The sequence below is a fragment of the Microbacterium sp. MM2322 genome, assembly GCF_964186585.1.
In the GTDB taxonomy this organism is placed as follows: domain Bacteria; phylum Actinomycetota; class Actinomycetes; order Actinomycetales; family Microbacteriaceae; genus Microbacterium.
In genome coordinates this window covers 3,030,552-3,052,999 of sequence record NZ_OZ075067.1, presented here as the reverse complement: position 1 = coordinate 3,052,999, position 22,448 = coordinate 3,030,552, and the positions used below count along the sequence as shown (strand labels likewise).

The window sequence follows — 22,448 nt, the reverse complement described above, 5'->3', positions numbered from 1 at the left end:
AAGACACATGGCTGGAAAGGCAACCGGCGATCGCCGTAAGCCGCGGAAGGGCGCGAAGAACGCCGCTCCCGCGAAGGCGATCCGCGTCGGCGTCATTGACTACAAGGACGTCGCAACGCTTCGCAAGTTCATCTCGGAGCGTGGGAAGATCCGCGCCCGTCGTATCACCGGAGTCTCGGTGCAGGAGCAGCGTCTGATCGCGAAGGCGATCAAGAACGCCCGCGAAATGGCGCTCCTGCCCTACGCCGGCGCTGGCCGGTAAGGAGCACCGACATGGCAAAGCTGATTCTCACGAACGAGGTCACCGGGCTCGGTAGCGCCGGTGACGTCATCGAGGTCAAGAACGGGTACGCCCGTAACTACCTCATCCCCCAGGGCTTCGCAGTGGCCTGGAGCCGCGGTGGCGAGAAGCAGGTGGCGTCCATTCGCGCCGCCCGCGAGTCCCGCGCGATCCACGACCACGAAGAGGCTGTGGCGCTCAAGAACACGCTCGAGTCGAACACGGTCAAGCTGACCGTCAAGGCCGGCGCTGAAGGCCGTCTGTTCGGTTCGGTCAAGACCGCCGACGTGGCCGACGCCGTCAAGGCCGCCGGTTTCGGCGACCTCGACAAGCGCAAGATCCACATCACCTCGCCGATCAAGGCCGTGGGCGAGCACGAGGCGACCGTTCGCCTGCGTGACGACCTCACCGCCGTGATCACCCTGCAGGTGGTCGCCGCCAAGTAGTCCTGGCGCGCGGTTCGGATGCCGCGGTTCCCCCTCCTCGGAGGGTGGGACCGCGGCATCCGTCGTTTGCGGGGCATGCGCGGATGCGAGTGTGCGCGGGTGCGAGTGTTCGCGGATGCAAGGGATTGTTGCCGACACGCCGCGCTGATGCGCCTGCGGCCGGGGTGTCGCGCCGAATCCCTTGCATCGGCGCACGGGTGAGGCGGATGCCGCAGGTCGAAACCCGCGGCATCCGCCCCCTCACCAGGGGTCAAACGGTGCGACGACGCAGGGTCAGCACCGCTCCCGCGGCGATCAGCGCCAGGGCAGCCAGGGGCATCCACGTCACCGGGACGCCGCCAGTCTGAGCCAGCGACCCGTCGGTCTCGCTCGCGGTGGCCGCAGGAGCCATCGGAGCGGTGCCGGCGCCGGGGATCTGGTCGTCGGTGCCCGTGCCGGGGGTGTCGCCGGGGATCGTGCCCGGGTCCGTCGGGTCTACCGGGCTGGTGCCCGGCTCCGTCGGGTCCGTGCCGGGGTCGCTCGGGTCCGTGCCGGGGTCGGTCGGGTCGACGGGGTCCACGCCCGGGTCGACGGGATCGGTGCCCGGGTCGACGGGGTCCACCGGGTCCACCGGGTCAACGGGGTCCACCGGGTCAACGGGGTCCACCGGGTCAACGGGGTCGACCGGGTCAACAGGGTCCACCGGGTCCACCGGGTCAACCGGGTCAACGGGGTCCACCGGGTCGGTGGGGTCCGTGCCAGGCTCGGTCACCGTGCTGTCGCCGATGATCGAGATGGCCGTGTCGCCGACCGTGAGCGGGATGTCGATCGGCAGCAGGATCTGCGTGCCGCCGCCGATGGCGTTCTCGCCCGAGGTCTCCGGTGCTCCGGGCGTCGTGACACCGGAGCCGGGCGCACCTGCGGATCCGCCGCCGGTCGACGTGCTGTCGCCGATGACGGAGAGGGCGGTGTCGTCGACGGTCACCGGGAGGGTGATCGGGCTGACGACCTGAGTGCCCGAGCCGATGCCGTCGGAACCGTCGGTGGACGGGGTTCCGATAGCGCCGGTAGGCGGTGCGGCCGGCGTTGCGGCATCCGTGCTCTCACTCGTGCTGTCGCCGATGACGGAGATTGCTACGTCCTCGACCGTCGCGGGAACGGTGACCGGTGCGACGACCTGGGTGCCGGAGGCGACTCCGTCCGAGCCGTCCGTCGAAGCCGACGGTGTGGGCGTCGACGGTGCGGCGGGGGCCGCGGCATCCGTGCCCTCGGTGGTGCTGTCGCCGATGACGGAGACTGCGGTGTCGGTGATCGTGACGGGAGCCTTTACCGGTGCGACGACCTGGGTGCCGGAGGCGACTCCGTCCGAGCCGTCCGTCGAAGCCGACGGTGTGGGCGTCGACGGTGCGGCGGGGGCCGCGGCATCCGTGCTCTCGGTGGTGCTGTCGCCGATGACGGAGACTGCGGTGTCGGTGATCGTGACGGGAGCTTTTACCGGTGCGACGACCTGCGTGCCGGAGGCGACTCCGTCAGAACCGTCCGTCGAAGCCGACGGTGTGGGCGCGGACGGTGCGGCGGGGGCCGCGGCATCCGTGCTCTCGGTGGTGCTGTCGCCGATCACCGAGACCGCCGTGTCCGTCACGGTGACGGGAACGGAGACGTCGATGATCGCCTGCGAGCCGGATGCCGCACCCTTCGAGCCATCGGTGGATGCGGAGGATGCGCCGCCCGATGGAGCGGACGACTCCTTCGTGCCACTCGACTCCGTTGATGAGTCACCGACCAGAGAGATCGCGGTGTCGCCGACGGTGATGGGGATGTCGACGTTCAGAAGCGCCTGGGTGCCCGAAAGCAGACCGTCTTCTCCTGAGGTGTTCGATTCTGCGGCCTGCGCGGCCGCCGCGCCGAAGAGCGTGATGCCTCCGGCGACCAGCGTGCCCAGAAGGGCGCGCGACAACATGGTGTTCATTTCTTTCTCCTCAAAACATGACTGGGGATGGCGCAGGAGCGCCGTCACGCGGGACGTGCGGATGCGTGCCGCGAAGGGGCGCGGCTCGATCCCCGTCAGTCGGGAGAAACGTCGGTGTCGAAGAAGGGTGCAGGGAGCGCGTGCTCATCGTTCGGCCGCCCCCGCCGTGCCCAGGCACGGTGCGCGACGGGGAAGCCGAATGGAAGCAGGGCGAAGAACCCGGCAGCCCCTCCGGATGATGGAGAGGTCACAGAAGTGGAGGCCGCCAGCGGCGCCGTCGGCGCGAGTGGGGCGGTGTCGGGCGCGAAAGGTGCCGAATCGACGCTCACGGCAGGGATGTCGGCCACGGAGCCAGCCGACACGGCCTTGAAGAACGCCTGCTGCATGGCGGGGGCGCCCTGAACCGGGGGTGCGATGGATTCGGATGCCGGGGACGTCAAGTCAGCGGATGCGTCGCCGCCGGAGGTCGCAGCGCCCGGGGCGGAGGGCGCCTGCACACCCGGCCCGGTGGGAGAGACGACGACCGGAACGGCGGGGTCTGTCACGGGAGAGATCACGTCGACCGCCGGCGGAACCACGGCGTCGACGACGGGCGAGATCACGGGCTCGACGACGGGCGAGATGACGGGCTCGACGACGGGCGAGATGACGTCTACGACGGGCTCGATAACCGGGGTAACGGCATCCACCACCGGGGTGATCACGGGCTTGATGATCGGCTTCACAATGCCGTCGGTGACCGGTTCCACGATCGCGGTGACGGGCGGGAGCACGGAGTCCGTGATGGGCGTCACCGCCTCGTCGATCACCGGCGTGACGACACCGTCGATCACGGGCTTCACAGCCGCGCCGCTGACGGGCTTGATGACCTTGTCCACGACCGGCGCAACGACGGGCTTGACGACCTTGTCTGCGATGGGTGCGACGACGGGCTTGACGACCTTGTCTGCGATGGGTGCGACGACCTTGTCGGCGACGGGCTTGACGACCTTGTCGGCGACGGGCTTCACCACCTTGTCGGCGACGGGCTTGACGACCTTCTCGGCGACCTCTTCCGTCACGGGCTTCGCCACAGTGTTCGCCACCGGCTTCACCAGCTTCTCGGACACGGGCGCGACGACGGCGTCGGTGACCGGCTGCGTGGCATCCTCGACGATCTTCGTCACCCCGCCCAAGAGTCCATCGTCAGTGCGATCAGCTGCGCGGGCGTGCGACGCGTCCAGGACGGCTGCGAACGCCACCCAGAGCACGGCGAACGCGACGCCGACCGCGGCGAGGAGACCGAGCCGAGCACACGCTCGTTGCGTTGTACGCACAGGTCACCTCCACGATGTTCTCATCGGAACGCACGCCGTGATGGCCGCGTTCTGCGGGGTGCCTGGACCCCACAAGTTACGCCGATCCTATGAATTTGACAAGAGGGCAAATCCTCTGCCGAGGCCCCTGCGAGGAGCGCTGGACACAGGCCGACTTTCTCATTTGACAAATCACGGCTTTTGCCCGTGGGTGGGGATAACCCTGAACCTTCAAGTGTCACTTGAGGCCGGTTATCCATCCACAGGCTGTGGGAAACGAAAGACCTGATCAGAGGTCCTTACTATCTAGGCAGGATGAGAGATTCCACGCGTTGTCCACAGGGTCTGTGCACAGGGTCCACGGCGTTTCTCGCAGATTCTCCACATAGTTATCCACAGGCCGGTTTGCGTGTGTCGGAAGCCCTCCATAACGTGTGCGAGGGTCTTCCAGCAGGCCCGGAAGAGGGGCTTGGATGTCGATTGCGGACGTGTCAGACGCACGAATCGGCGGATCCCGCGGACCTGAGCGCACCCCGCCCCACGACATGCTCGCCGAGCAGAGCACGCTCGGCGGCATGCTTCTGTCGGGCGATGCGGTCGCGGACGTCATCGAGGCACTCCGGGGAACCGACTTCTACGTGCCCAAGCACGAGCTCATCTTCGAAGCGGTCCTTTCGCTGTACTCGCACGGCGAGCCCACCGACGTCGTCGCCGTCACGGATGAGCTGATCAAGACCGGTGACCTGCAGCGTGCCGGCGGCGCTGACTACCTGCACTCCCTGACGTCGATCGTCCCGACTGCGGCGAACGCCGCCTACTACGCGTCGATCGTCCGCGAGCGAGCGCTCCTCCGGCGCCTCGTCGAGGCAGGCACCCGCATCGTGCAGATGGGGTACAACGGCCAGGGAGAGGCGCTCGACCTCGTCAACAGCGCGCAGGCCGAGATCTACTCCGTCACCGGTGCCGAGCAGTCCGAGGATTACGTCCCCCTGCAGGTGGCGGTGGATGCTGCCGTCGAGGAGATCGAGGCCGCCCGCGGGCGCGACGGTCAGATGACCGGCATCCCGACGGGGTTCGCGCAGCTCGACCAGCTCACCAACGGACTGCACGGCGGACAGATGGTCGTCGTCGCCGCGCGACCCGCCATGGGTAAGTCGACGCTCGCGCTCGACTTCGCCCGCGCGGCCGCAATCAAGAACAACCGGCCCACTGTCTTCTTCTCCCTCGAAATGGGCCGCAGCGAGATCGCGATGCGTCTCATGAGCGCCGAGGGCTCGGTTCCGCTGCAGAGCATGCGAAAGGGCATGCTCGACAGTCGCGACTGGACCACGATCGCCTCCACGCGTGGCCGCATCAACGACGCCCCCCTCTACATCGACGACAGCCCGAACATGACGCTCGTCGAGATCCGCGCGAAGTGCCGCAAGCTCAAGCAACGCGTCGGGCTCGAGATGGTCGTCATCGACTACCTCCAGCTCATGACGAGCGGTAAGCGCGTCGAGTCGCGTCAGCAGGAGGTCTCGGAGTTCTCGCGTGCGCTGAAGCTGCTGGCGAAGGAGCTGCAGGTTCCCGTCATCGCGCTGTCGCAGCTGAACCGTGGTGCCGAGCAGCGTGCCGACAAGAAGCCCGCCATCAGCGACCTGCGTGAGTCGGGCTCGATCGAGCAGGATGCCGACATCGTCATCCTCCTGCACCGTGAAGCCGCATACGAGAAGGACAGCCCCCGCGCCGGCGAGGCCGACCTGATCGTCGCCAAGCACCGTAACGGCCCGACCGACACGGTCGTCGTCGCGTTCCAGGGTCACTTCTCGCGCTTCACCGACATGGCCGTCGGGATGGACTGAGCGACTTGTAGGTTTTTTTGAAGTTGTCCATTTCGCGCATGAAATGTCCATGGTGTGTCCATCTGGACATTTCGCGCCAACAAACCGCAGCCTTCCGAACCTCGATACGTTTGTGCTGAGGAGCGAGAGGGCGGACGGATGCTGGGCTACGACGCAACGTGCACGAGATTCGCCCTGGCGTGAGCGAGGAAGACGTTCGTCGCATCGCTCAGTTCCCGTACAAGGAGCGGATGAGCTACCTCGACACGCTCACCTCTCGTCGCGTGGCGCACGTCCCCTATCGGACCTGGGTCGACAAGCTGCTGAACGTTGCCGACGACGGGCGGGCACGGATGCTCCACGACGGCGGCTATCCGTACCTGTTTCACGCCAGCGGCAAGGAGATCAAAGCCAACTTCGCAACGGCCGGCGTGGGCGCGATTGCAACTCTCTCGGACGCGACTTGGTATCTCGTCGAAGCCTGGGACCAGAGTTGACGTAGAGCGCCAGTCGAGTCCGGCAGAGTGGCGCTTCAGAATGATTCGCGCGCGATCGCTCCGACGTCTGCCATGCGGTCCAGGAGTCGAAGGAGCACACTCGCCTGCTTCTCGCTCGGGACGTTGCCGCTCCGAAGACCGAACAGTTGCACAAGGTTGCTCTCGAGAGGCGAGAGTTGCCCGGCTCGATAAACCGCCGCCCAAGTGTCTTGAGACACGGACACGACCCTACGGATGTTCTCGAAACCGGTGTCCATCACGCGCAGCTTCCGCTCATCACGAGTCGCTGAGCGAGCGTCTTCCGCGCTGACGAGGGAGGACTGGAGGGTTACCTCAAGCTGGAGGCGTGCCTTTGAGAATTGATCCCAACATGCCTGCTGCTTCGCCCACTGGGTCACGTTGGCCTGCGGTCGATTGTCATCCGTCAGATGGAGCTGGGCCGCGTGGGCGAAATCCAGCAGTGCCACCAGCGTAGTCTCGTCGATCGATTGAGTCTCCCAGACGCGGCCGAAGTCGAACTTGGCACCGCCAAACTGGGTCTCGATCTGCGAAGAGAACCTCGCGATCGCGTAGGCGACGATGTTCGCGAGGTATCCCGGTGATGCTGTGTACCAGACCTGTTTGAGTACCGCCGACCGTAGCTGCTCGTACATGAGCGCTTTGCCAATGTTGTTGCGGAAGTACCCGTCGCCGAACCGCGCGTCGTCTGTCTCCCACTGCTTGTCGACGGCGACCGCGTAGTCGGCGAAGACGCTCTGGGCGCCCTTGCTCACCAGATGCGGCTTCTTTCCCCAGCAGTATGCGTACTTGGCCCAGTCTGTCTTGGTGATCCGCTGAGACTTCGGGTACTCCAGTTCGAACTTCTTCTGCTCGGACATGGCTCCCCGTGCCGCGCGGTCGTTCTCCCATTGGCCACGCGCTCGCTCGTAGTACCACCCAGACCTTGATGCTCAGTGGACATTTCAAGGCACACGATTCAGACCCGGTCGTGGACATTTCGCCTCTGCGAACGGCTCTAGGCCGTGAGTGGCAGGACATCGTCGGGCGGTTCCTACACGACTGAGGCTCGCTTACCCCGAAGAGATCTCGCCCCTATCGTGGGGGCATGGCGCGACGCGGGGGCATCACAGGTGGTCGAGCCGCGCTCACCGGTGGTATCGCCGCGCTGCTCCTTGTCGGCTGTGCGGCGCAGGTCTCGCCTGCCAATCCCGTCGCACAGTATGTGGACGAGGCCGTCACCGTCCTGGAGAGTGGCCTCTACGCCGGCACCCCGGAGTGGAAGGCGGCCGTCGAGCAAATCCGGCCGGAGCTCTACCGCCTGTCGACGGTCTCGGACACGTATCGCGGCATCACGGAACTCGCCGAGATCGCGGGAGGACGTCACACGGTCTTCTTCACCCCGGAGAAGTGGGTCGCATATACGCAGATGTCGGACCCTGGCACGCCCTTCCCGCTCCCGACCGTCTCCACAGATGCCGGCGTCAGCACGCTCACGCTGCCGTCCTTCGCCGGAGGGACGCGAGAATCCGACGATCTCTACCAGGATGCCGGGATCGACGCCCTCCGCTCAGCGGCGACCGATACGACCTGCGGGTGGGTCATCGACCTCCGGGAGAACACGGGAGGGAACGCGTACCCGATGCTCGTATCCGTCGCCCCGCTTCTCGACGACGGCCGCGTCCTCGGCTTTCAGGATCGCGACGGTGACATCGACTGGGTCGGCGTCGACAACGGGAACCTCATCGTCCCGGCGGACTACGAGGTCGACGCGCCGACGGTCGATCTGTCCCTCTCCCAGCCCGTCGCCATCGTCACCGGACCCGGTACCGCCAGCGCCGCAGAGAGCATTGTCATGGCTTTCGCCACCCAGCAGGACACCCTTCGCATCGGTGACTACACGGCCGGGTTCACCACCGGGAACGAGGTCTTCGAGCTGGACGACGGCGCCGCCCTTGCGCTCTCGACCTCGACCTACGTCGACCGGACGGGCGCCGTCTACGACGGCCCGATCGCCCCGGACGCGCCCAGGGGGTCGGCGTCGGACACGGTTGTGGACGCCGCCTCGGACTGGATCAGGGGGCGGTGTTAGCCACACGTGCGCGGAGATCACGACGAGCGCATGGACGAACGGGAGGATGCCGGACAGGTAGGGGGTAGGAACACATCACGCCTGGAGGCATCATGACCCCTGATCCACTCGACTCCACCCTCGAGCGCTCCGCTCCCGCAACCCGGGCGGCTGACGCGAGCGACCTCCGGGCCATGATGGCGGCGGCCCGTACCGAGGCGCATCCGCGTCGGCATCGTCGCGTCGGCATCGTCGCCGGCGCTCTCACGCTCACTCTCGCCGGCGGAGCAAGCTTCGCAGCGGCGTCCTCATCGTGGGATTGGAGCGCCGGTATGAACCCGAACCGCAGTCACACGTACCTCTCGCCGACCTGGGGCGAGTGCGAGCTGAGGGTGGGGAACATCGTCGCCGCGAACCCGCTCCGCCAGTTCGAGCTCGACCGGGCCATCGACGACTGGTTCGCGACCGAGGATGTCGCCGCGGAGGTGGAGCCGTACATCGCCGGGCACCTGGATGTCCTCAAGCGCGACCCATCCAACGGGTCGGACCCGCGCGCGGCCGACACTAATCACTGGGTGGCCGTCGATGAGGCCCTCTGGGATGCGATGTCCGCCGGCCTCCGCGACCGCGGGTTCGACAACGCGAGCATCAGCAGCGGCGGTGGCCAGGTGCACTGCGACGGCGAGCAGTGGAAGTGACTAGCGCGCTCGATGCGGCGCTGACCGCGGCATCCCCCTCCCTTCTCGCCTATCTTCAGCGACGTGTCGGGTTCGACGACGCTCCCGACCTGCTTGGCGAGACGATGGTGGCGGCCTGGCGCCGGGTGGGAGACCTGCCGAGCGATCCGGAACGGGCACGCATGTGGCTGTTCGGGATCGCCCGTGGGACCCTGCTGAACCACGCGCGGGGCGAGCGGCGACGGTGGGCGCTCGCCGACCGGATCCGCCAGTCAACGGCGGTGGAGGCGACGTCCCGCGCGGCCGATGACGGTGCCGACGTGCGCGACGCGATCGCGCGGCTCGACCCGGACAGGGCCGAGCTCGTCAGGCTGCTGCACTGGGACGGCTTCACCCTTGTCGAAGCGGCCGAGCTTCTCGGCATCCCCTCGTCCACCGCCCGCAGCCGGTACGCGAAAGCCAAGGAGGAACTGCGCGCCTCACTCGGCGCGCTGAGTGAGTCGACCCGCTGACGCAGGAACCCGGAAAGCGGAGTCCGAAGAAAAAGGGAATGCGCAAGGGGGTCGACAGGCTTATGGTTGACCAAACACAACTTGTTCTGCCGGCCACTGTCGGCATCCCGCCGCACATGACCCGTCGCGCGGCATCTCGCACGTTGCGGACCCGAGCGATCGTCGTCTGCGCCTCCTCGTCGGAGAGGACGCCCCCGGACAGGTGCGCGCCGCGTTGGAGAAGCGGATGGAGGATTACGCCCTCGACTCACGCTGGTCCTCGGCTGGGACTTGACCGCTGGGACAAGTCCCGTCGGAACTCGGGTGCCGCTTCCGAGACATCCACCCGCGCTCGACCGACCGGCCCCGTTTCCCGGGGCGGCGAACGCCGGTGGCCGTCGTGCTTTCGACCTGCCCGATCCACCGTCGCGGGGACAGGATGCTTCACCGCCGGGTCACGCGGTGAACATGTACTCCGCGGCGTCACGTTCGGTGTGCAGGCGCCAGTACTGGGCGGCGATGTCGGTCGACGAGGCGGAGGGGTACCCGGGGATGACCGCGTCGATCATGACGGCGATGGGCACGTGAGCCACATACACGCCGCTGCCCTCGAGCTCTCCGTGAAGGTTGAGCGCCCAGTTGCGGAGCGCGGCGCCGCCCGCGTTTGCGGCTGCGAAGTGGGGCGTGGGCGTGACCGAGCCGGCGCCCGTCGTGAAGAGGAGGGTGCCCGATCCTCGTTCCTGCATGCCCGGCAGCACCGCGTGGGCTGCGGCCATCGCACCGAGAAGCTGGGAACGCACCGCTGCCTCGACAGCTGCGGGAGTGACGGTCGATGGCGGACCGGGAGTGCCGTCGGCGGCGTCGACCGGTGAATATTCGAGGACGTCGATGCCTCCGAATCGGCGGTCGGCAGCCTGCAGGGCGGCGCGCAGTGACGCGTGATCGAGGACGTCCGCGGGGAATGCCTCGGCAACGATGCCCTCGTCGGTCAGCGTCCGCACGTAGCCGTCGAGCTTGGCGGGGTTGCGGGACACCAGTGCAACGTCGAAGTCGTGACGCCCGAACTCACGGGCGATGGCCATCCCCAGGCCCGGTCCTGCTCCGATAACGGCGATAGTGCTCATGGGGTGCGGTCCTCTCGTTCGGGCGCCCCATTAAGTGGAACGCGCGGTCCATATACTCGAGACTAGCATTATTTGGATCGCACGTTCCACTTAGTATCCTCGGTAGATGACTCCCGAGCATGATGACCCGTCACGGAACCAGCTTCGCTCCGATGCGGAACAGAATCGGTCGCGGATCCTCGAGGCCGCTCGCTGCCTGTACGCCGTCGAGGGACTGGGCATATCGATGGCAGCGGTCGCGCGCGAGGCCGGAGTGGGGAAGGCGACGCTCGCACGGCGGTTCCCGAGCAGAGAAGCACTGATCGCCGCGGTCTTCGTCGATCACATGCGTCGGTTCGTCGCCGCGACGGCCGCGGCGGTCGCGGATCCCGACCCGTGGAGAGGTTTCACGGGATACGTCGAGACCGTACTCGAGATGCAGGCCACGGACCGCGGCTTCGCCGACGTGCTCACCATGACGCTGCCCGGCGCTGCCGAACTCGAGACGCTTCGGACGCGCTCTTACGAGGGCTTCGTGACCCTCATAGACCGTGCAAAGGCGTCGGGTCGGCTCCGAGACGACTTCCGGTCCGAAGATCTCGTCCTCGCGCTGATGGCCAACGCGGGAGTTGTCGGCGCCACCGCTCGGGTCGCTCCAGATGCATGGCGCCGTCTACTCGGACACCTTCTTCGCGCATTCGCCAACCCCGGAGTGTCTCTGCCTGAGATGCCCTCCGGACCATCCGGTGAAGATTTTTCCCGCGCAATGCGTGAGGCATTCGCCTCACACGCGCCCGAGTCCGGAGTGACAGCCGATCACGAGCCGTGAGTGAAGCGCGCTGCAGGCGCATCCGCCCCACTCACCAGGTGATAGGTACGAAATGGGAATACCCAGCGGTTCACCTCCCTTATGGTTGACCAAGCACAACTTGTTCTGCCGGCCACTGTCGGCATCCCCGTCGCGCGAGACCCGCCGCGCGGCATCCCTACCGGCCTTCACCCCTTCGAGGAACCGTGACAACTGCTGCCGTGTCGAGCCCGACCACCCGAAGCACCCCGGTGATGACCCACCGCCAGATCCTGTTCGTCATCTTCGGGCTCATGGCGGGCATGTTCCTGTCCGCGCTCGATCAGACCGTCGTCGGTACGGCGATCCGCACGATCGGCGACGACCTCAACGGTCTCAGCGAGCAGGCGTGGGTGACGACCGCGTACCTGATCGTGTCGACGATCTCGACGCCCATCTACGGCAAGCTCTCCGACATCTTCGGCCGCCGGCCCCTCTTCATCATCGCCATCGCGATCTTCATCGTCGGCTCGGTCGCCGCGAGCTTCTCGACCTCGATGATCGAGCTCTCGGCCTTCCGGGCCATCCAGGGCCTCGGCGCCGGCGGTCTCATGTCGATGCCGCTGGCGATCATGGGCGACATCCTCGCCCCGCGCGAACGCGCCAAGTACCAGGGCTACTTCCTTGCCGTCTTCGGCATCTCCTCGGTGATCGGCCCGCTCGTCGGCGGTCTGTTCGCGGGGTCGGGCGAGATCCTCTTCATCGCCGGGTGGCGCTGGGTCTTCCTCATCAACGTGCCGATCGGCCTCGTCGCGCTGGCGGTCGTCCTGCGGTTCCTGCACATCCCGCGGCACCCGCACGGCGGGGTGCGCATCGACTGGTTCGGTGCGGCGGCGGTCATCATCGCGCTCGTTCCCCTGCTGCTCATCGCGGAGCAGGGCCGCGAGTGGGGCTGGACCTCACCCATCGCCATCGCCTGCTACGTCATCGGGGTCGTCGGCATCGTCGCCTTCATCCTGATCGAGCGCGGCATGAAGGACGACGCGCTCATCCCGCTCAAGCTCTTCCGGTCGTCGACGTTCTCGATGGCGACGATCATCGGCGTCTTCGTCGGCTTCGCGATGTTCGGCGCGATGCTCACTCTGCCGCTCTACCTGCAGCTCGTGCTCGGCTCGACGCCCACCGAGAGCGGCATCCAGCTGCTGCCGATGATCCTGGGACTCATGATCTCGTCGATCGTCAGCGGTCAGATCATCGCGCGCACGGGCCACTACCGGATCTTCCCGACCATCGGCACCGCCTTCATGGTGCTCGGTTTCCTCACGCTGACCTTCGTCCGGTACGACTCCTCGTACTGGCATATCGCCGCCGCGATGCTCCTCATCGGTCTCGGGCTCGGTCAGCTCATGCAGACCCTCACGATCGCCTCGCAGAACTCCGTCGGCCCGCGGGACATCGGCGTCGCCACCTCAGGGTCGACGTTCTTCCGGCAGATCGGTGGAACGCTCGGCACGGCCGTGCTGCTGTCGCTGCTGTTCACGCTCGTCCCGCTGAACCTGCAGACCAACTTCAAGGACCAGGGAGCCCTCGGCGACGCGCTGGATGCCGCCCTCGACCCGACGGTCGCGAGCGCGCCCGCCAATGCCGGCATCATGTCGAAGGTCTACGACCCGTTCGTCGGGCAGCTCTCCGACGGCGCGCTCGACGGCGCGCAGAAGGGCGTCGACGAGGCGAAGGCCGCTGCCGCCGACGCGGTCGCCCAGCAGGTGGCATCCGGTGCGATCCCGGCCGCCGCTCAGGGGCAGGCCACCGCCGAAGCCGAACAGCAGGCGATCGCGCAGGCAGGGGCGAAGATCACCGAGCAGGTGCCCGTCGCGAAGGTTGCGGCCGACGGCACGGTCACCCTGGACTTCACGGATGCCGCTGCTCGCCGCGCGTTCGTCGATCAGGCCGTTCCGCAGATCATCGACGGGATGTCGAACTCGTCCGGCTCGTCCTTCGACGACCGCACGATGGACGACACGTCGTTCCTCAACGGCGCCGATCCGCGCCTGACGAAGCCGCTCCTGGTGTCGTTCAACCAGTCGACGGTGAGCGTGTACTGGGTGGCCATGGGCGTCGCACTGATCGCCTTCGTTCTGACGCTGTTCTTCCGCACCCCGCCGCTGCGTCAGAAGTCGGCGCTGCAGGAGTCTGCCGACGCCGAGCGTCAGCCCGAGCCGATCGCGCTCGGCTGACGCCGGCGGTATCCGCGAGGTCCACTCGACTTCCTAGAGTGGGGGTATGAGCTCGCGAGGCGACCGCACCCCGTCGCCGACGGTACAGATCGTCATCGTGGTCCTCGCGGTGGGCGTCGGCGTTCCGGTCGGGATCGGCACGTGGATCGGCGGCATCCTCCTCACGGAGAACCTCGGGGTGCCGATGTCGCCGGAGCAGGTCTTCGCATGGATCATCGCCGCGCTCGTCGGCGTTGTCCTCTGGCCACTCTCTCTCCGGGGCGCACGCCGAGCGTTCTCGAATGCGACCGGCACTGGTCCGGGGAAGGCGACAGCGTCGCGAGGCGAGCGAGCCCTCCGTGCGCTCGTCGTCACTGTCGGCGCTGTGGCGCTCGTGGCCCTGTGCGGGCCGCGCGAGACGGCGAGCACGTTGGCCATGGCGTGGGAAGCTCTCGCGATCGGCCGGCGCGAGAGCGGTCTTTTGATCCAGTTCCTGAGCCTCGTCCTGGTCGCCATCCTCGCCGCGCCCGTCGTGTTCTTCACGCACCGCGCGGCGAAGATGCTGTCGCCGGACGATCCGCGCCGACGTGTACTGCAGGAACGCGAAGCCTGGACCCTCGCCGCCGCCACCGCGTGGACCGTCTCGCTCGGCCTCGGCCTCGGCCTGGGCATCGCTATCCTGTTGTGGCTCTGATGGACGGCACCGATGAAGGAGACCCCATGCGACACCTCGTCTACTACGTCGCCGTTAGCATCGACGGCTTCATCGCTGAGCCCGACGGTGGGTACGACCCCTTCCTCATCGAAGGCGATCACAACTCCGTCATCTTCGGCGAGTACGCCGACGCGCTGCCCGGCCATGTGCAGCGCGCCGTCGGCATCCAGTCGACGAACACGACGTTCGACACGGTGATCATGGGGTGGAACACCCTGTTGCCCGCACTGGATGCCGGGATCACAAGCCCGTACCCGCACCTCCGCCAGGTCGTCGCCAGTCGGCGGGCGCGCGAGGTCGATCCTGCTGTCGAGCTGACGAACGACCCGCTCGCCACCGTCCGGGCTCTCCGGCAGGAGGAGGGCGCGGACATCTGGCTCTGCGGCGGCGGCGAACTCGCCGGCGCGCTGCTGCCGGCGATCGACCGTCTCGTGCTGAAGCGGCATCCCGTCGTGTTCGGCTCCGGCATCCCCCTGTTCGGTGGGGTGGCCTTCGAGTCCCGCGCCTTCACGCGGACGGTCGTGCGGGAGTTCTCGTCGGGCGTCGCGATCGAGGAGTACGCGCGGACGGGTTCCTGACCCGCACGACTGAGCCAGCGGTCGACGACGCGGGGTGGCGCTCCGGGGACCCGTTGTGTCGCTGCCGGTGCGTCCCGGCGATGATTCGGGTCCCTGGAACGGATGCCGCGGGTGCTGCGGGGACCCGTTGTGTCGCCGGCCGTGCGGGTGAGCGACACTTTGCGTCCCTGGAAGCCGCGCGCTCGGCTCAGCTGGAGAGGCGCGCAAGGCGCACCCGCCTGCGCGGGCCCCTGCCGGGTACCGATCGGCGGCTGGCAGCGGTGACGCGACTGAGGGTCGGGGCATCGTCCGGGCTCCGGAGCTGGAACATGTCGGCGGGTGCGACCGCGTCCAGGGCAGCGCCCAGAATGAAGTCCTCGAGCGCGACGAGCGTGGTCATGACATCGTCCTCGGGCCAGCCGGCGCGCAGGAACGCGTCGACGACTCGCTCGTACATCTCCGTCGTGCGGCCGGCGCCGTCCAGAGCCGTGGTCGCGAAAACGGCGATGGTCGCCGGGTGGCGCGCGAAGGCGTCACGGTATGAGTGGGCCCAGACGAGCAGCGCGTGCGGATGCGGATCGGCGACAGGTCGGACTTCGTCGCCGGCAGCGCGGATCGCGGAGGCCGCCGCAGCGTCGTCACTGGGTGAAGGCATCCTTTGCGCTGCGTTCGATGACATCGACGATACGCACGCCTCCGGCCTGGAAGGAGTTTTCGTTCTGGCCGAAGACGCGCCCATCGGCGACCGCGCGCGATCCGGCGAACAGCGTCTTGGCCGCTTTGAGCGAGTCGGCTTCCTGAGCCGGCCCGGAGTAGTCGACGAAGATGATGTCCGGGTTCGCCGTGATGACGTCTTCGCGGCTGATCTGCGTGTAGTTCGCTCCGGCATCCGCGAAGACGTTGGTGATGCCCAGCGTGTCGAGGACGGCTTGGTAGCCCGCTCCCGTGAGGGCGTACACCGTGCCGTCGACGATCGAGACGGAGGCGGCGCTGAGCTTCCGGTTTCCGCGGAGTGCGGCGGCGTCTGCCACCCGGCCGCGCAGCTGCGACGTGAGTTCGTCCGCCTTCTCGGAGACGCCGAAGAGGGTTCCGAGGGCCGTGATGTCGTCGTAGACGGCGTTGATGGTCGGGGTAGCCGTCTTTCCGACGCAGTAGCTGCCGAGAACGTACAGCCCCGCGCCGAGGCCGCGCAGATCGTCGACGGTCGCCGCGCCGTTGCCGGTGAACTGCTGTTCGTCGTTGGCGATGAAGAGGTCGGGGGCCGCCCCGGCCAGGTACTCCTTGCTCGGGGTCCAGTCGGCTGAGTTGTGCGTGAGCTTCGGGTGGGCTGCGGCCTCTCCGGTGTCGAGGTCGGACAGCGTGTAGCCGATCGCGCGGTCGCCGACCCCGAGGGCATCGAGGGTGTCGATGATGCCGGGAGCCCCGAGCAGCACCCGCTCCGGGGCGCGCTGATAGGTGTAGTCGGCGCCGCAGCTGGAGACCGTGACGGGGTAGTGCGCCCCGGAGGCGCCGGCGGAAGCGGCATCCGCCGGCGCCGCGCCGGCGCACCCGGCGGTGGCGAGCAGCACGACTCCGAGAAGCGAGACGGCCAGTGGGATGCGCGGGACGGAGTGTGTCATGGTGTGGGTTCCTTTCGAGCCGCAGACGGGGTCGCGGCGTGGCCGGGGGAGCGAGGAAGGGCCTCCCCGAGGTGGATGGCGAGGCGATTCGTGAGCGGGTTCACGCCGATCTCGGCGACGACGCCGTACACCTCTGCGATGAGGGCGGCCGTCATCACCTGCGCGGGCGCCCCGACATCCACCACCCGACCGCCGTCCAGGACCACGACGACATCGCAGTACGCCGCCGCGAGGCCGAGGTCGTGCAGAGCGACAATCGTCGTCGAGGGCAGGGCGGTGACGAGGTCGAGGAGTTCGATCTGCGCGAGGATGTCGAGGTGGTTCGTCGGCTCGTCCAGGATGAGCACCGGGGTGTCCTGGGCGAGCGCCCTGGCCACCGCGACCCGCTGCCTCTCCCCTCCCGAGAGCGAGCCCACGGGTCGATGCGCGAAGGGCGCGATCCCGCACCGGTCGATCGCGGTCTCGACGGCATCCCGATCGGCGCTCGCGGCGCGGCGTCCGGGATGCCGGTGGGGGATCCTCCCCAGCTCGACCGTCTCCCGCGCCGAGAACTCGAACTCGCGGTGGTCCTCTTGCAGCACGACCGCCGTGCGGTGAGCGGCCGCGCGCGCGGTCAGCTTCCACACGTCCGCCTCGCCGACCCGGACGGCGCCGGCGCTTGGGCGGAGCGCGCGGTAGACGGTGCGCAGGAGCGTGGACTTGCCGGAACCGTTGGGGCCGATGAGGCCGACCGTCGACCCCTCGGGAGCGACGAAGCGGACGTCGTCGACGAGGGTGCGGTCGTCCCGCTCGACCGATACCCCGTCGATCTCGACCCGCATCATCCGACCACCGCTGACGCGGCGCGGCGCTTCCGCCGCGCGCCCGAGCGCGGCGACGCGGTCAGCAGCCAGAGGAAGAAGGGGGCGCCGACGGCGGCGGTGACGACTCCGATCGGCAGCTCAGCCGGGGCGCGGAGGGTTCTCGCGGAGAAGTCCGCCAGAATCAGGAAGATCGGGCCGAGAACCACTGTCAGCGGCAGCATTCGCCGGTGATCAGCGCCGACGAGAAGCCGCGCGATGTGGGGGATCACCAGACCGACGAATGCGATGCCTCCGGCGACCGCGACGAGCGCGCCCGTCATCGCGGCCACCACCACGAGGAGGGTGAGCTGCAGACGCGCGACGTCCACACCGAGCGACGCGGCGAGGTCATCGCCGCCGATGAGAGCGTTCAACGCAGGCGCGGACTGCAGGATCACGACGGTGCCGATCGCGACGATCGCGACAGGAATCGGTAACGTCCCCCAGTCGGCACCTCCCACGCTTCCCAGGCTCCAGAACAGCACCCGCTGCACCTGATTCGGGGTGGCGATCGTCTGGAGGAAGTACGTCATCGATGAGACGAGGTAGCCGACGGCGACACCCGCGAGGATCAACCGTGTCGGTGGCATCCGACCGCCCGAGCGGCCGAGGAGGAAGACGACGACGAACGTGACGAGGGCGCCGATGAATGCGGCGACGGTGAGGGGGACGCCCGCTGCCGCACCGCTGCCGAGCACGATCACCGCGACCGCGCCGAGGGAGGCGCCGGGAGTCACTCCAATGAGCGAGGGATCGCCGAGCGGGTTGCGGACGACCGCCTGGATCGCGGCACCGGCGACGGCGAGCCCCATGCCAGTGACGATCGCGAGGACGGTGCGCGGCAACCGGACGTTCCACACGATCTGGTCAGCGGTGAGGGCGGCGGACTGTCCGCCGCCGATGCGCGCGAACAGCACGCCGACGACCTCCGGCACTGTGAGTCCGACGGACCCGATGGCCATCGATGCGAGGGTGCATGTCGCGAGAACCGCAGAGAGGGCGAGGACCAGTGTGCGCGCACGCCGGATGGTCGCGAACGGCGGGAGTCGATCTCGCATGGGCCGCCTCTCAGGGGGATTCGGGTGTTTCTTATTGAGAACCATACTCAATAAGCGGGATTCACAAAAATGGTGCGCTGTTGCCTCGCCGTCGACAACCCGCTAACGTCCCATCATGTTGAGAACCGTTCTCAATAAGGAAAGGACGATGTCATGCAGAGCATCACTCTCGAACCCATCACCACCGCCGGCGTGCTGAGCGCACCCCAGGGGCCGGGTACGAATGCGCTCGTGCACAACCCGTTCGCGTTCGAGGCGATCGCGGCGGACGGCGTGCTCAGCGCCCCGCAGGGACCGGGAACGAACGCACTCGTGCACAACCCGTTCGCGTTCGACGCGGACTGAGGCCCCGGTGGCCGTCGCTCCTCGGTGCGGCGGCCACCGCTCAGCCCCGTTCGCCGACTTGATCTCCGAAGGCTCGTCTTCATGCGCTCGCTCAGACCCGGATTCCACCTCTATGCCACGACCGACGGATCATGGCGGCTCGCCGAACCCGGCGGCCGGTTCCACCGCATCCTCGGCGCGAGCGATCGACTCACCGAGATCGCGCACGCCCTGGACACCGGTGCCGACCTGGAATCCCTGGGGTCGGACGCCGTTGCGCTCCAGCGCCATCTCCGCGAACGTGGGGCGCTGTGCGAACCGCGCCCCTCGGCAGCGGAGGACCGAGGAGCGCAGAAGCGCGTGATCGTCCTCGGGGAGGGGACCGTCGCCGACGCCCTCCACGCGGTTCTCGCGGCACCGCCGTCGGTGATCCGCGTGGTCGAGGACGCGGCCGACGCCGATGCGATCGTCTCGATCGAGCCCTGGTTCCGCGATGCGTCGTGGGCAGAACTCGCTCGACGAGGCCGGCCCCTGCACCGATGCCACGGTGACGGAGGATCGGTGTTCGTCGGTCCCTTCACCGCGGATGAGGCCTCGGCATCCTATACCGACTACCGCGGCCGGCGACGGGCCGCGGACCCGCTCGTCGACGAACTCGATGCGCTCTGGAGTCACCTGGACTCGCTACCGGACGGTCCGTTGATCGCCCCGCCGGCGTTAGCGGCCCTCGCCGCGGCAGCTCTCGCGGCGGACCTCTTCGCCTGGGCGTCCGGGGACAGCGCTCCCCATGCGACGACGGAGATCGAGATTCGACCGGATTGCTCCATCCACCGCCATCCCGTGCTGCCGCTGCCCAAGATCCGCGCCCGATGATCCGCGCAAACCTGCGGATGACCGCCCCCGACGGCACCGCCCTCGCTTTCGACGTGCACCGCCCACCAAGGGACGAGCGCGTGCCGACCATCGTGCACCGCACACCATACGGTCGATTCCGGCACCTCGACGAAGGCCGCGGCTGGGCTCGTCGCGGCTTCGCCTATGTCGTCGCAGACGTTCGCGGTCGCTACGACTCCGACGGCGTCTGGGCCCCCTATCGCAACGAGCGCGCCGACGGCGCGCTGCTCGTGGACTGGGTCGCCATGCAGCCGTGGAGTGACGGCCGGATCATCGTCATGGGCGGGTCGTACTCCGGTTACACGGCGTGGGCGATGGCGGTCGAGCGACCCGAGCGGATCGCGGCGATCGTCAGCCTCGGACCGTCGATGTCGCTCGCGCGCACCAAGTTCTCGTCATCCGGAATCCTTCGGCTCGGCGAGCACGCGGCCTGGTGGGCAGAACGCGCGGACGCCCGCACGAGCCGCGAGGGTCTCGCGGCTCTCCTCTTCCGAGAGGACCCGACAGCCCTCGATCACCTGCCCGTCATCGGGATCGCCGATCGGCTCGGAGTCGACCTTCCCGGCTGGACGGCCGTCATCGACGATGGGCCGGATGCCGTCGTGGGCGAGGAGATCACCCCCGCGGAGCTGGCCGCGGTTCGCGCCCCGAGCTTCCACATCGGCGGCTGGCACGATCTGCTGATCGGCGAGACCCTCGAGCACTGGAACGTCGTCGGTGACGCCGAGACGCCCAAACGCCTCTTGGTCGGCCCGTGGCTGCATGACCTCGTCTTCTCCGCCGACACGCGGGTGGGGGCTCTCGACCACGGCGAAAGCTCGCGCGTGGAGTGGGCGGTCGAACTCGTCGATTGGCTCCACGACGCCTTGGCGGAGCGACTGCCCGCGCGGCGGGCGGAGACCTTCGTCATCGGCGCCGACGAGTGGGAGCGCGCGGACGAGTGGCCGCCGAGATCCACCGCGAACGTGCACGCGCTCCCACCCGGTGTCGTGCGCAGCGACCCCCGCCGCCCGTTCCCGAGCCGCGCGGAGGCCGTGGACCGGCGGGACCTCCTCGAACGGTCCGATGCGCTGCGCTGGCCGATCGACACGGACGCGCGACGCTTCGTCGGCTGGGCGCACGTGAACGTCCGCGGGAGCGCCGACGCGCGGACGGCGGACTGGATCGTCCGCCTTCTGCTGATCTCGCCCGACGGGCCCGTCGTCGAGGTCGCGGTCGGCGAGGCCGTGAGTGGACGGGGACCGGAGGACATCTCCGTCCGCCTCGGACCGCTCTCGTTCGAGCGGCGAGAGGGCGAGTCCCTCCTCCTCGAACTCACCGCCGCCGACCATCCGCGGCTCGCGCGCGGCACCGGCGATGCCGATCGCTACCGGGCCGGAAGCGCGGACCTCCCGGCATCCCTCACCCTCACGGTTGAGCGGTGCCGGCTCACGCTGCCCGTCGTGGAGCGAAGGAGAGCGACGTGATCGACATCGACCGTTTAGTGGACTCCCGCACCGGGATCCTCACCTCCACCCAGGCGCAGGCACCGCAGCGCGACGATCCGACGTTCTGGCGATCGCACGGGGCGAGTGTCGCGCATACCGAGCGTTTCGCCTCCTGGCGTGCGGACGGCTTCGGCTTCGGAGCATCCCTCGGCGACCTGGAGGCCGCACGGGGCGCGGCGATCGGCGAAGCCGTGGAACGGTACTGCGGCAACGCCGTGCCCGACGACCTCGCCATCCATCGCTGGGTGGACCTCGACCGCCGCGGCGAGGACGCCCTGGACCCGCGAAGCCTCGCCCTCTACAGCCCGGAGCAGTACGCCATGCCCGGCTTCCCCTTCGCCGTGTTCGAGCGCGAGCTTCCCGTCCGGTGGGCCGTCGGCCGGGATCTCCACACCGGAGCGGATGTCTGGGTTCCGGCATCCCTCGTCTACCTCGACACCCACGCCTCGCGGGCGTCCGGGGAACGGCCTGTGCACTCGCTGATGTACTCCGGGATCGCCGCGGGGCCAGACCGCGCCCGAGCCGAGGACGGTGCGATCGACGAACTGATCGAACGGGATGCCACGGCCGTGTGGTGGGCATCGGGCGCTTCCACGTGCGCACTCGACGACGGGGGCGCCATCCTCGGAATGCTCGGCGCGCACGACCTCGGCATCCGTCTCCTGGACATCCCGACCGATCTCCCGGGCGCCGTCGTGGCCGCCGTGATCGAGGACGGCGATCCCGCGCAGGACGGCCTGCTGGCGTTCGGTTCCGCGTGCCGCCCCGATCCTGTGGCCGCCGCCCGCAAGGCGGTCATGGAGGCCCTCGGGCTGCGTCGGATCACTCGCCAGCTTCTCGATCCCGAGAGCGATGTCTGGCGGGCCGTGGATGCCGATGCGATCGAGGCTCACGTGTTCCTGCCCCACCGTGCCGACCGACGCTACCGCGACGACGTCCCTGACGACTTCCGCACCCTCACCGACCTGCCCCCGATCGCTCAGCTCTACCTGGACCAGCGGATGGCCGCTGCGATCCTTCCCCGACTGCGACCCTCGCGACGGCGGGCTCTCGAAGAGGGCGCGCCGCCGTCCGACCGCGTGGCCGCGCTGGCGGCTCAGGGCGTGCGAACGATCTCGGTCGACGTCACGACCGACGATGTCCGCGCGTGCGGGCTCGTCGTCGTCCGCGTCATCGCCGCAGGTCTCGTCGGCAACGGACCCCCGGCCTTCCCGCTCCGCGGTTCGCGCCGCTACGTCGACGTGCCGCACGCGCTCGAGTGGGATCGCCGCCCCGCCTCGATCTCCGATCTGTACCCCTACCCCCTTCCTCTCGCCTGAAG

22 protein-coding genes and 1 pseudogene are annotated in these 22,448 nt (G+C 68.3%); 15 read left to right on the top strand and 8 right to left on the bottom strand.

Annotated elements, in window-relative coordinates:
• Nucleotides 1-7 precede the first annotated feature (7 nt).
• The gene (gene rpsR, locus ABQ271_RS14870; RefSeq protein WP_005054609.1) at nucleotides 8-262 is read left to right on the top strand and encodes a 30S ribosomal protein S18; all 255 of its coding nucleotides are present in this window, start codon (nucleotides 8-10) and stop codon (nucleotides 260-262) included.
• Between the two features lie 11 nt (nucleotides 263-273).
• Nucleotides 274-726 carry a 50S ribosomal protein L9 gene (rplI, locus tag ABQ271_RS14865; RefSeq protein WP_349309492.1) on the top strand — a complete coding sequence of 151 codons (453 nt, stop codon included), beginning with the start codon at nucleotides 274-276 and terminating at the stop codon, nucleotides 724-726.
• Nucleotides 727-976: 250 nt separating this feature from the next.
• Here rplI and ABQ271_RS14860 read toward each other — a convergent pair whose 3' ends face one another.
• Both ABQ271_RS14860 and ABQ271_RS14855 read right to left on the bottom strand, forming a co-directional pair.
• Complete coding sequence (locus tag ABQ271_RS14860) at nucleotides 977-2,674, bottom strand: LPXTG cell wall anchor domain-containing protein (protein ID WP_349309491.1); 1,698 nt, start codon at nucleotides 2,672-2,674, stop codon at nucleotides 977-979.
• A gap of 95 nt (nucleotides 2,675-2,769) precedes the next feature.
• Nucleotides 2,770-3,990 carry a hypothetical protein gene (locus tag ABQ271_RS14855; RefSeq protein WP_349309490.1) on the bottom strand — a complete coding sequence of 407 codons (1,221 nt, stop codon included), beginning with the start codon at nucleotides 3,988-3,990 and terminating at the stop codon, nucleotides 2,770-2,772.
• Nucleotides 3,991-4,442: 452 nt separating this feature from the next.
• Between ABQ271_RS14855 and dnaB the strand changes: the two genes are divergently transcribed.
• Both dnaB and ABQ271_RS14845 read left to right on the top strand, forming a co-directional pair.
• Entirely contained in the window at nucleotides 4,443-5,813 is a 1,371-nt protein-coding gene (gene dnaB, locus ABQ271_RS14850) for a replicative DNA helicase (RefSeq protein WP_349309489.1), read from the top strand.
• Between the two features lie 179 nt (nucleotides 5,814-5,992).
• Nucleotides 5,993-6,289, top strand: a complete 297-nt coding sequence (locus ABQ271_RS14845; protein ID WP_349309488.1) for a hypothetical protein — start codon at nucleotides 5,993-5,995, stop codon at nucleotides 6,287-6,289.
• A 35-nt stretch (nucleotides 6,290-6,324) separates the two neighbouring features.
• On the opposite strand, the pseudogene ABQ271_RS14840 reads toward ABQ271_RS14845, so the two are convergent.
• Nucleotides 6,325-7,221 (bottom strand): annotated as a pseudogene (locus ABQ271_RS14840) (AIPR family protein); the annotation flags it as partial.
• 173 nt (nucleotides 7,222-7,394) lie between these two features.
• On the opposite strand from ABQ271_RS14840, the gene ABQ271_RS14835 reads away from it, so the two are divergent.
• The 3 genes from ABQ271_RS14835 (at nucleotide 7,395) to ABQ271_RS14825 (ending at nucleotide 9,546) form a co-directional block, all read left to right on the top strand.
• Nucleotides 7,395-8,378 (top strand): S41 family peptidase, encoded by a 984-nt coding sequence (locus ABQ271_RS14835; protein ID WP_349309487.1) that lies wholly within the window; start codon nucleotides 7,395-7,397, stop codon nucleotides 8,376-8,378.
• A gap of 92 nt (nucleotides 8,379-8,470) precedes the next feature.
• The gene (locus ABQ271_RS14830) at nucleotides 8,471-9,055 is read left to right on the top strand and encodes a hypothetical protein (protein ID WP_349309486.1); all 585 of its coding nucleotides are present in this window, start codon (nucleotides 8,471-8,473) and stop codon (nucleotides 9,053-9,055) included.
• Nucleotides 9,052-9,546: an RNA polymerase sigma factor gene (locus tag ABQ271_RS14825; protein WP_349309485.1), complete on the top strand. Its 495-nt coding sequence runs from the start codon at nucleotides 9,052-9,054 to the stop codon at nucleotides 9,544-9,546. The genes ABQ271_RS14830 and ABQ271_RS14825 overlap by 4 nt, the downstream gene beginning before the upstream one ends.
• 434 nt (nucleotides 9,547-9,980) lie before the next feature.
• Here the strand turns inward: ABQ271_RS14825 and ABQ271_RS14820 are convergent, their stop codons facing one another.
• Nucleotides 9,981-10,649 (bottom strand): SDR family NAD(P)-dependent oxidoreductase, encoded by a 669-nt coding sequence (locus ABQ271_RS14820; RefSeq protein WP_349309484.1) that lies wholly within the window; start codon nucleotides 10,647-10,649, stop codon nucleotides 9,981-9,983.
• A 106-nt stretch (nucleotides 10,650-10,755) separates the two neighbouring features.
• Here ABQ271_RS14820 and ABQ271_RS14815 point away from each other — a divergent pair, with 106 nt between their 5' ends.
• From ABQ271_RS14815 to ABQ271_RS14800, 4 genes are all read left to right on the top strand, one after another.
• The gene (locus tag ABQ271_RS14815) at nucleotides 10,756-11,457 is read left to right on the top strand and encodes a TetR/AcrR family transcriptional regulator (RefSeq protein WP_349309483.1); all 702 of its coding nucleotides are present in this window, start codon (nucleotides 10,756-10,758) and stop codon (nucleotides 11,455-11,457) included.
• A 233-nt stretch (nucleotides 11,458-11,690) separates the two neighbouring features.
• The gene (locus tag ABQ271_RS14810; RefSeq protein WP_349310917.1) at nucleotides 11,691-13,652 is read left to right on the top strand and encodes an MDR family MFS transporter; all 1,962 of its coding nucleotides are present in this window, start codon (nucleotides 11,691-11,693) and stop codon (nucleotides 13,650-13,652) included.
• 46 nt (nucleotides 13,653-13,698) lie between these two features.
• Nucleotides 13,699-14,325: a hypothetical protein gene (locus tag ABQ271_RS14805; RefSeq protein ID WP_349309482.1), complete on the top strand. Its 627-nt coding sequence runs from the start codon at nucleotides 13,699-13,701 to the stop codon at nucleotides 14,323-14,325.
• A gap of 26 nt (nucleotides 14,326-14,351) precedes the next feature.
• A complete protein-coding gene (locus ABQ271_RS14800) occupies nucleotides 14,352-14,924 on the top strand; it encodes a dihydrofolate reductase family protein (protein ID WP_349309481.1) in 573 nt (190 codons plus the stop codon).
• A 187-nt stretch (nucleotides 14,925-15,111) separates the two neighbouring features.
• Here ABQ271_RS14800 and ABQ271_RS14795 read toward each other — a convergent pair whose 3' ends face one another.
• From ABQ271_RS14795 to ABQ271_RS14780, 4 genes are read right to left on the bottom strand one after another with little or no spacing between them, the layout of a single operon-like run.
• Nucleotides 15,112-15,558 (bottom strand): TetR/AcrR family transcriptional regulator C-terminal domain-containing protein, encoded by a 447-nt coding sequence (locus ABQ271_RS14795; RefSeq protein WP_349309480.1) that lies wholly within the window; start codon nucleotides 15,556-15,558, stop codon nucleotides 15,112-15,114.
• Nucleotides 15,542-16,522, bottom strand: a complete 981-nt coding sequence (locus ABQ271_RS14790) for an ABC transporter substrate-binding protein (RefSeq protein WP_349309479.1) — start codon at nucleotides 16,520-16,522, stop codon at nucleotides 15,542-15,544. Before ABQ271_RS14790 ends, ABQ271_RS14795 begins: the two co-directional genes overlap by 17 nt.
• On the bottom strand, nucleotides 16,519-17,346 hold the full coding sequence (locus ABQ271_RS14785) for an ABC transporter ATP-binding protein (RefSeq protein ID WP_349309478.1): 828 nt from the start codon (nucleotides 17,344-17,346) through the stop codon (nucleotides 16,519-16,521). The genes ABQ271_RS14790 and ABQ271_RS14785 overlap by 4 nt, the downstream gene beginning before the upstream one ends.
• Nucleotides 17,343-18,422: an iron ABC transporter permease gene (locus ABQ271_RS14780; RefSeq protein WP_349309477.1), complete on the bottom strand. Its 1,080-nt coding sequence runs from the start codon at nucleotides 18,420-18,422 to the stop codon at nucleotides 17,343-17,345. The genes ABQ271_RS14785 and ABQ271_RS14780 overlap by 4 nt, the downstream gene beginning before the upstream one ends.
• Before the next feature lie 153 nt (nucleotides 18,423-18,575).
• Between ABQ271_RS14780 and ABQ271_RS14775 the strand changes: the two genes are divergently transcribed.
• The 4 genes from ABQ271_RS14775 (at nucleotide 18,576) to ABQ271_RS14760 (ending at nucleotide 22,446) form a co-directional block, all read left to right on the top strand.
• On the top strand, nucleotides 18,576-18,767 hold the full coding sequence (locus ABQ271_RS14775; protein ID WP_349309476.1) for a streptamidine-related RiPP repeat protein: 192 nt from the start codon (nucleotides 18,576-18,578) through the stop codon (nucleotides 18,765-18,767).
• Between the two features lie 81 nt (nucleotides 18,768-18,848).
• A complete protein-coding gene (locus ABQ271_RS14770; RefSeq protein ID WP_349309475.1) occupies nucleotides 18,849-19,619 on the top strand; it encodes a hypothetical protein in 771 nt (256 codons plus the stop codon).
• A complete protein-coding gene (locus tag ABQ271_RS14765; protein WP_349309474.1) occupies nucleotides 19,616-21,106 on the top strand; it encodes a CocE/NonD family hydrolase in 1,491 nt (496 codons plus the stop codon). The genes ABQ271_RS14770 and ABQ271_RS14765 overlap by 4 nt, the downstream gene beginning before the upstream one ends.
• The gene (locus tag ABQ271_RS14760) at nucleotides 21,103-22,446 is read left to right on the top strand and encodes a YcaO-like family protein (RefSeq protein WP_349309473.1); all 1,344 of its coding nucleotides are present in this window, start codon (nucleotides 21,103-21,105) and stop codon (nucleotides 22,444-22,446) included. Before ABQ271_RS14765 ends, ABQ271_RS14760 begins: the two co-directional genes overlap by 4 nt.
• The last annotated feature ends 2 nt before the right edge of the window (nucleotides 22,447-22,448 follow it).

Coding starts and splice junctions, on each gene's coding strand:
- rpsR (WP_005054609.1), top strand. CDS start 8: ATGGCTGGAAAGGCAACCGGCGATCGCCGTAAGCCGCGGAAGGGCGCG.
- rplI (WP_349309492.1), top strand. CDS start 274: ATGGCAAAGCTGATTCTCACGAACGAGGTCACCGGGCTCGGTAGCGCC.
- ABQ271_RS14860 (WP_349309491.1), bottom strand. CDS start 2,674: ATGAACACCATGTTGTCGCGCGCCCTTCTGGGCACGCTGGTCGCCGGA.
- dnaB (WP_349309489.1), top strand. CDS start 4,443: ATGTCGATTGCGGACGTGTCAGACGCACGAATCGGCGGATCCCGCGGA.
- ABQ271_RS14835 (WP_349309487.1), top strand. CDS start 7,395: ATGGCGCGACGCGGGGGCATCACAGGTGGTCGAGCCGCGCTCACCGGT.
- ABQ271_RS14830 (WP_349309486.1), top strand. CDS start 8,471: ATGACCCCTGATCCACTCGACTCCACCCTCGAGCGCTCCGCTCCCGCA.
- ABQ271_RS14820 (WP_349309484.1), bottom strand. CDS start 10,649: ATGAGCACTATCGCCGTTATCGGAGCAGGACCGGGCCTGGGGATGGCC.
- ABQ271_RS14815 (WP_349309483.1), top strand. CDS start 10,756: ATGACTCCCGAGCATGATGACCCGTCACGGAACCAGCTTCGCTCCGAT.
- ABQ271_RS14810 (WP_349310917.1), top strand. CDS start 11,691: ATGACCCACCGCCAGATCCTGTTCGTCATCTTCGGGCTCATGGCGGGC.
- ABQ271_RS14805 (WP_349309482.1), top strand. CDS start 13,699: ATGAGCTCGCGAGGCGACCGCACCCCGTCGCCGACGGTACAGATCGTC.
- ABQ271_RS14800 (WP_349309481.1), top strand. CDS start 14,352: ATGCGACACCTCGTCTACTACGTCGCCGTTAGCATCGACGGCTTCATC.
- ABQ271_RS14795 (WP_349309480.1), bottom strand. CDS start 15,558: ATGCCTTCACCCAGTGACGACGCTGCGGCGGCCTCCGCGATCCGCGCT.
- ABQ271_RS14790 (WP_349309479.1), bottom strand. CDS start 16,522: ATGACACACTCCGTCCCGCGCATCCCACTGGCCGTCTCGCTTCTCGGA.
- ABQ271_RS14785 (WP_349309478.1), bottom strand. CDS start 17,346: ATGATGCGGGTCGAGATCGACGGGGTATCGGTCGAGCGGGACGACCGC.
- ABQ271_RS14780 (WP_349309477.1), bottom strand. CDS start 18,422: ATGCGAGATCGACTCCCGCCGTTCGCGACCATCCGGCGTGCGCGCACA.
- ABQ271_RS14775 (WP_349309476.1), top strand. CDS start 18,576: ATGCAGAGCATCACTCTCGAACCCATCACCACCGCCGGCGTGCTGAGC.
- ABQ271_RS14770 (WP_349309475.1), top strand. CDS start 18,849: ATGCGCTCGCTCAGACCCGGATTCCACCTCTATGCCACGACCGACGGA.
- ABQ271_RS14765 (WP_349309474.1), top strand. CDS start 19,616: ATGATCCGCGCAAACCTGCGGATGACCGCCCCCGACGGCACCGCCCTC.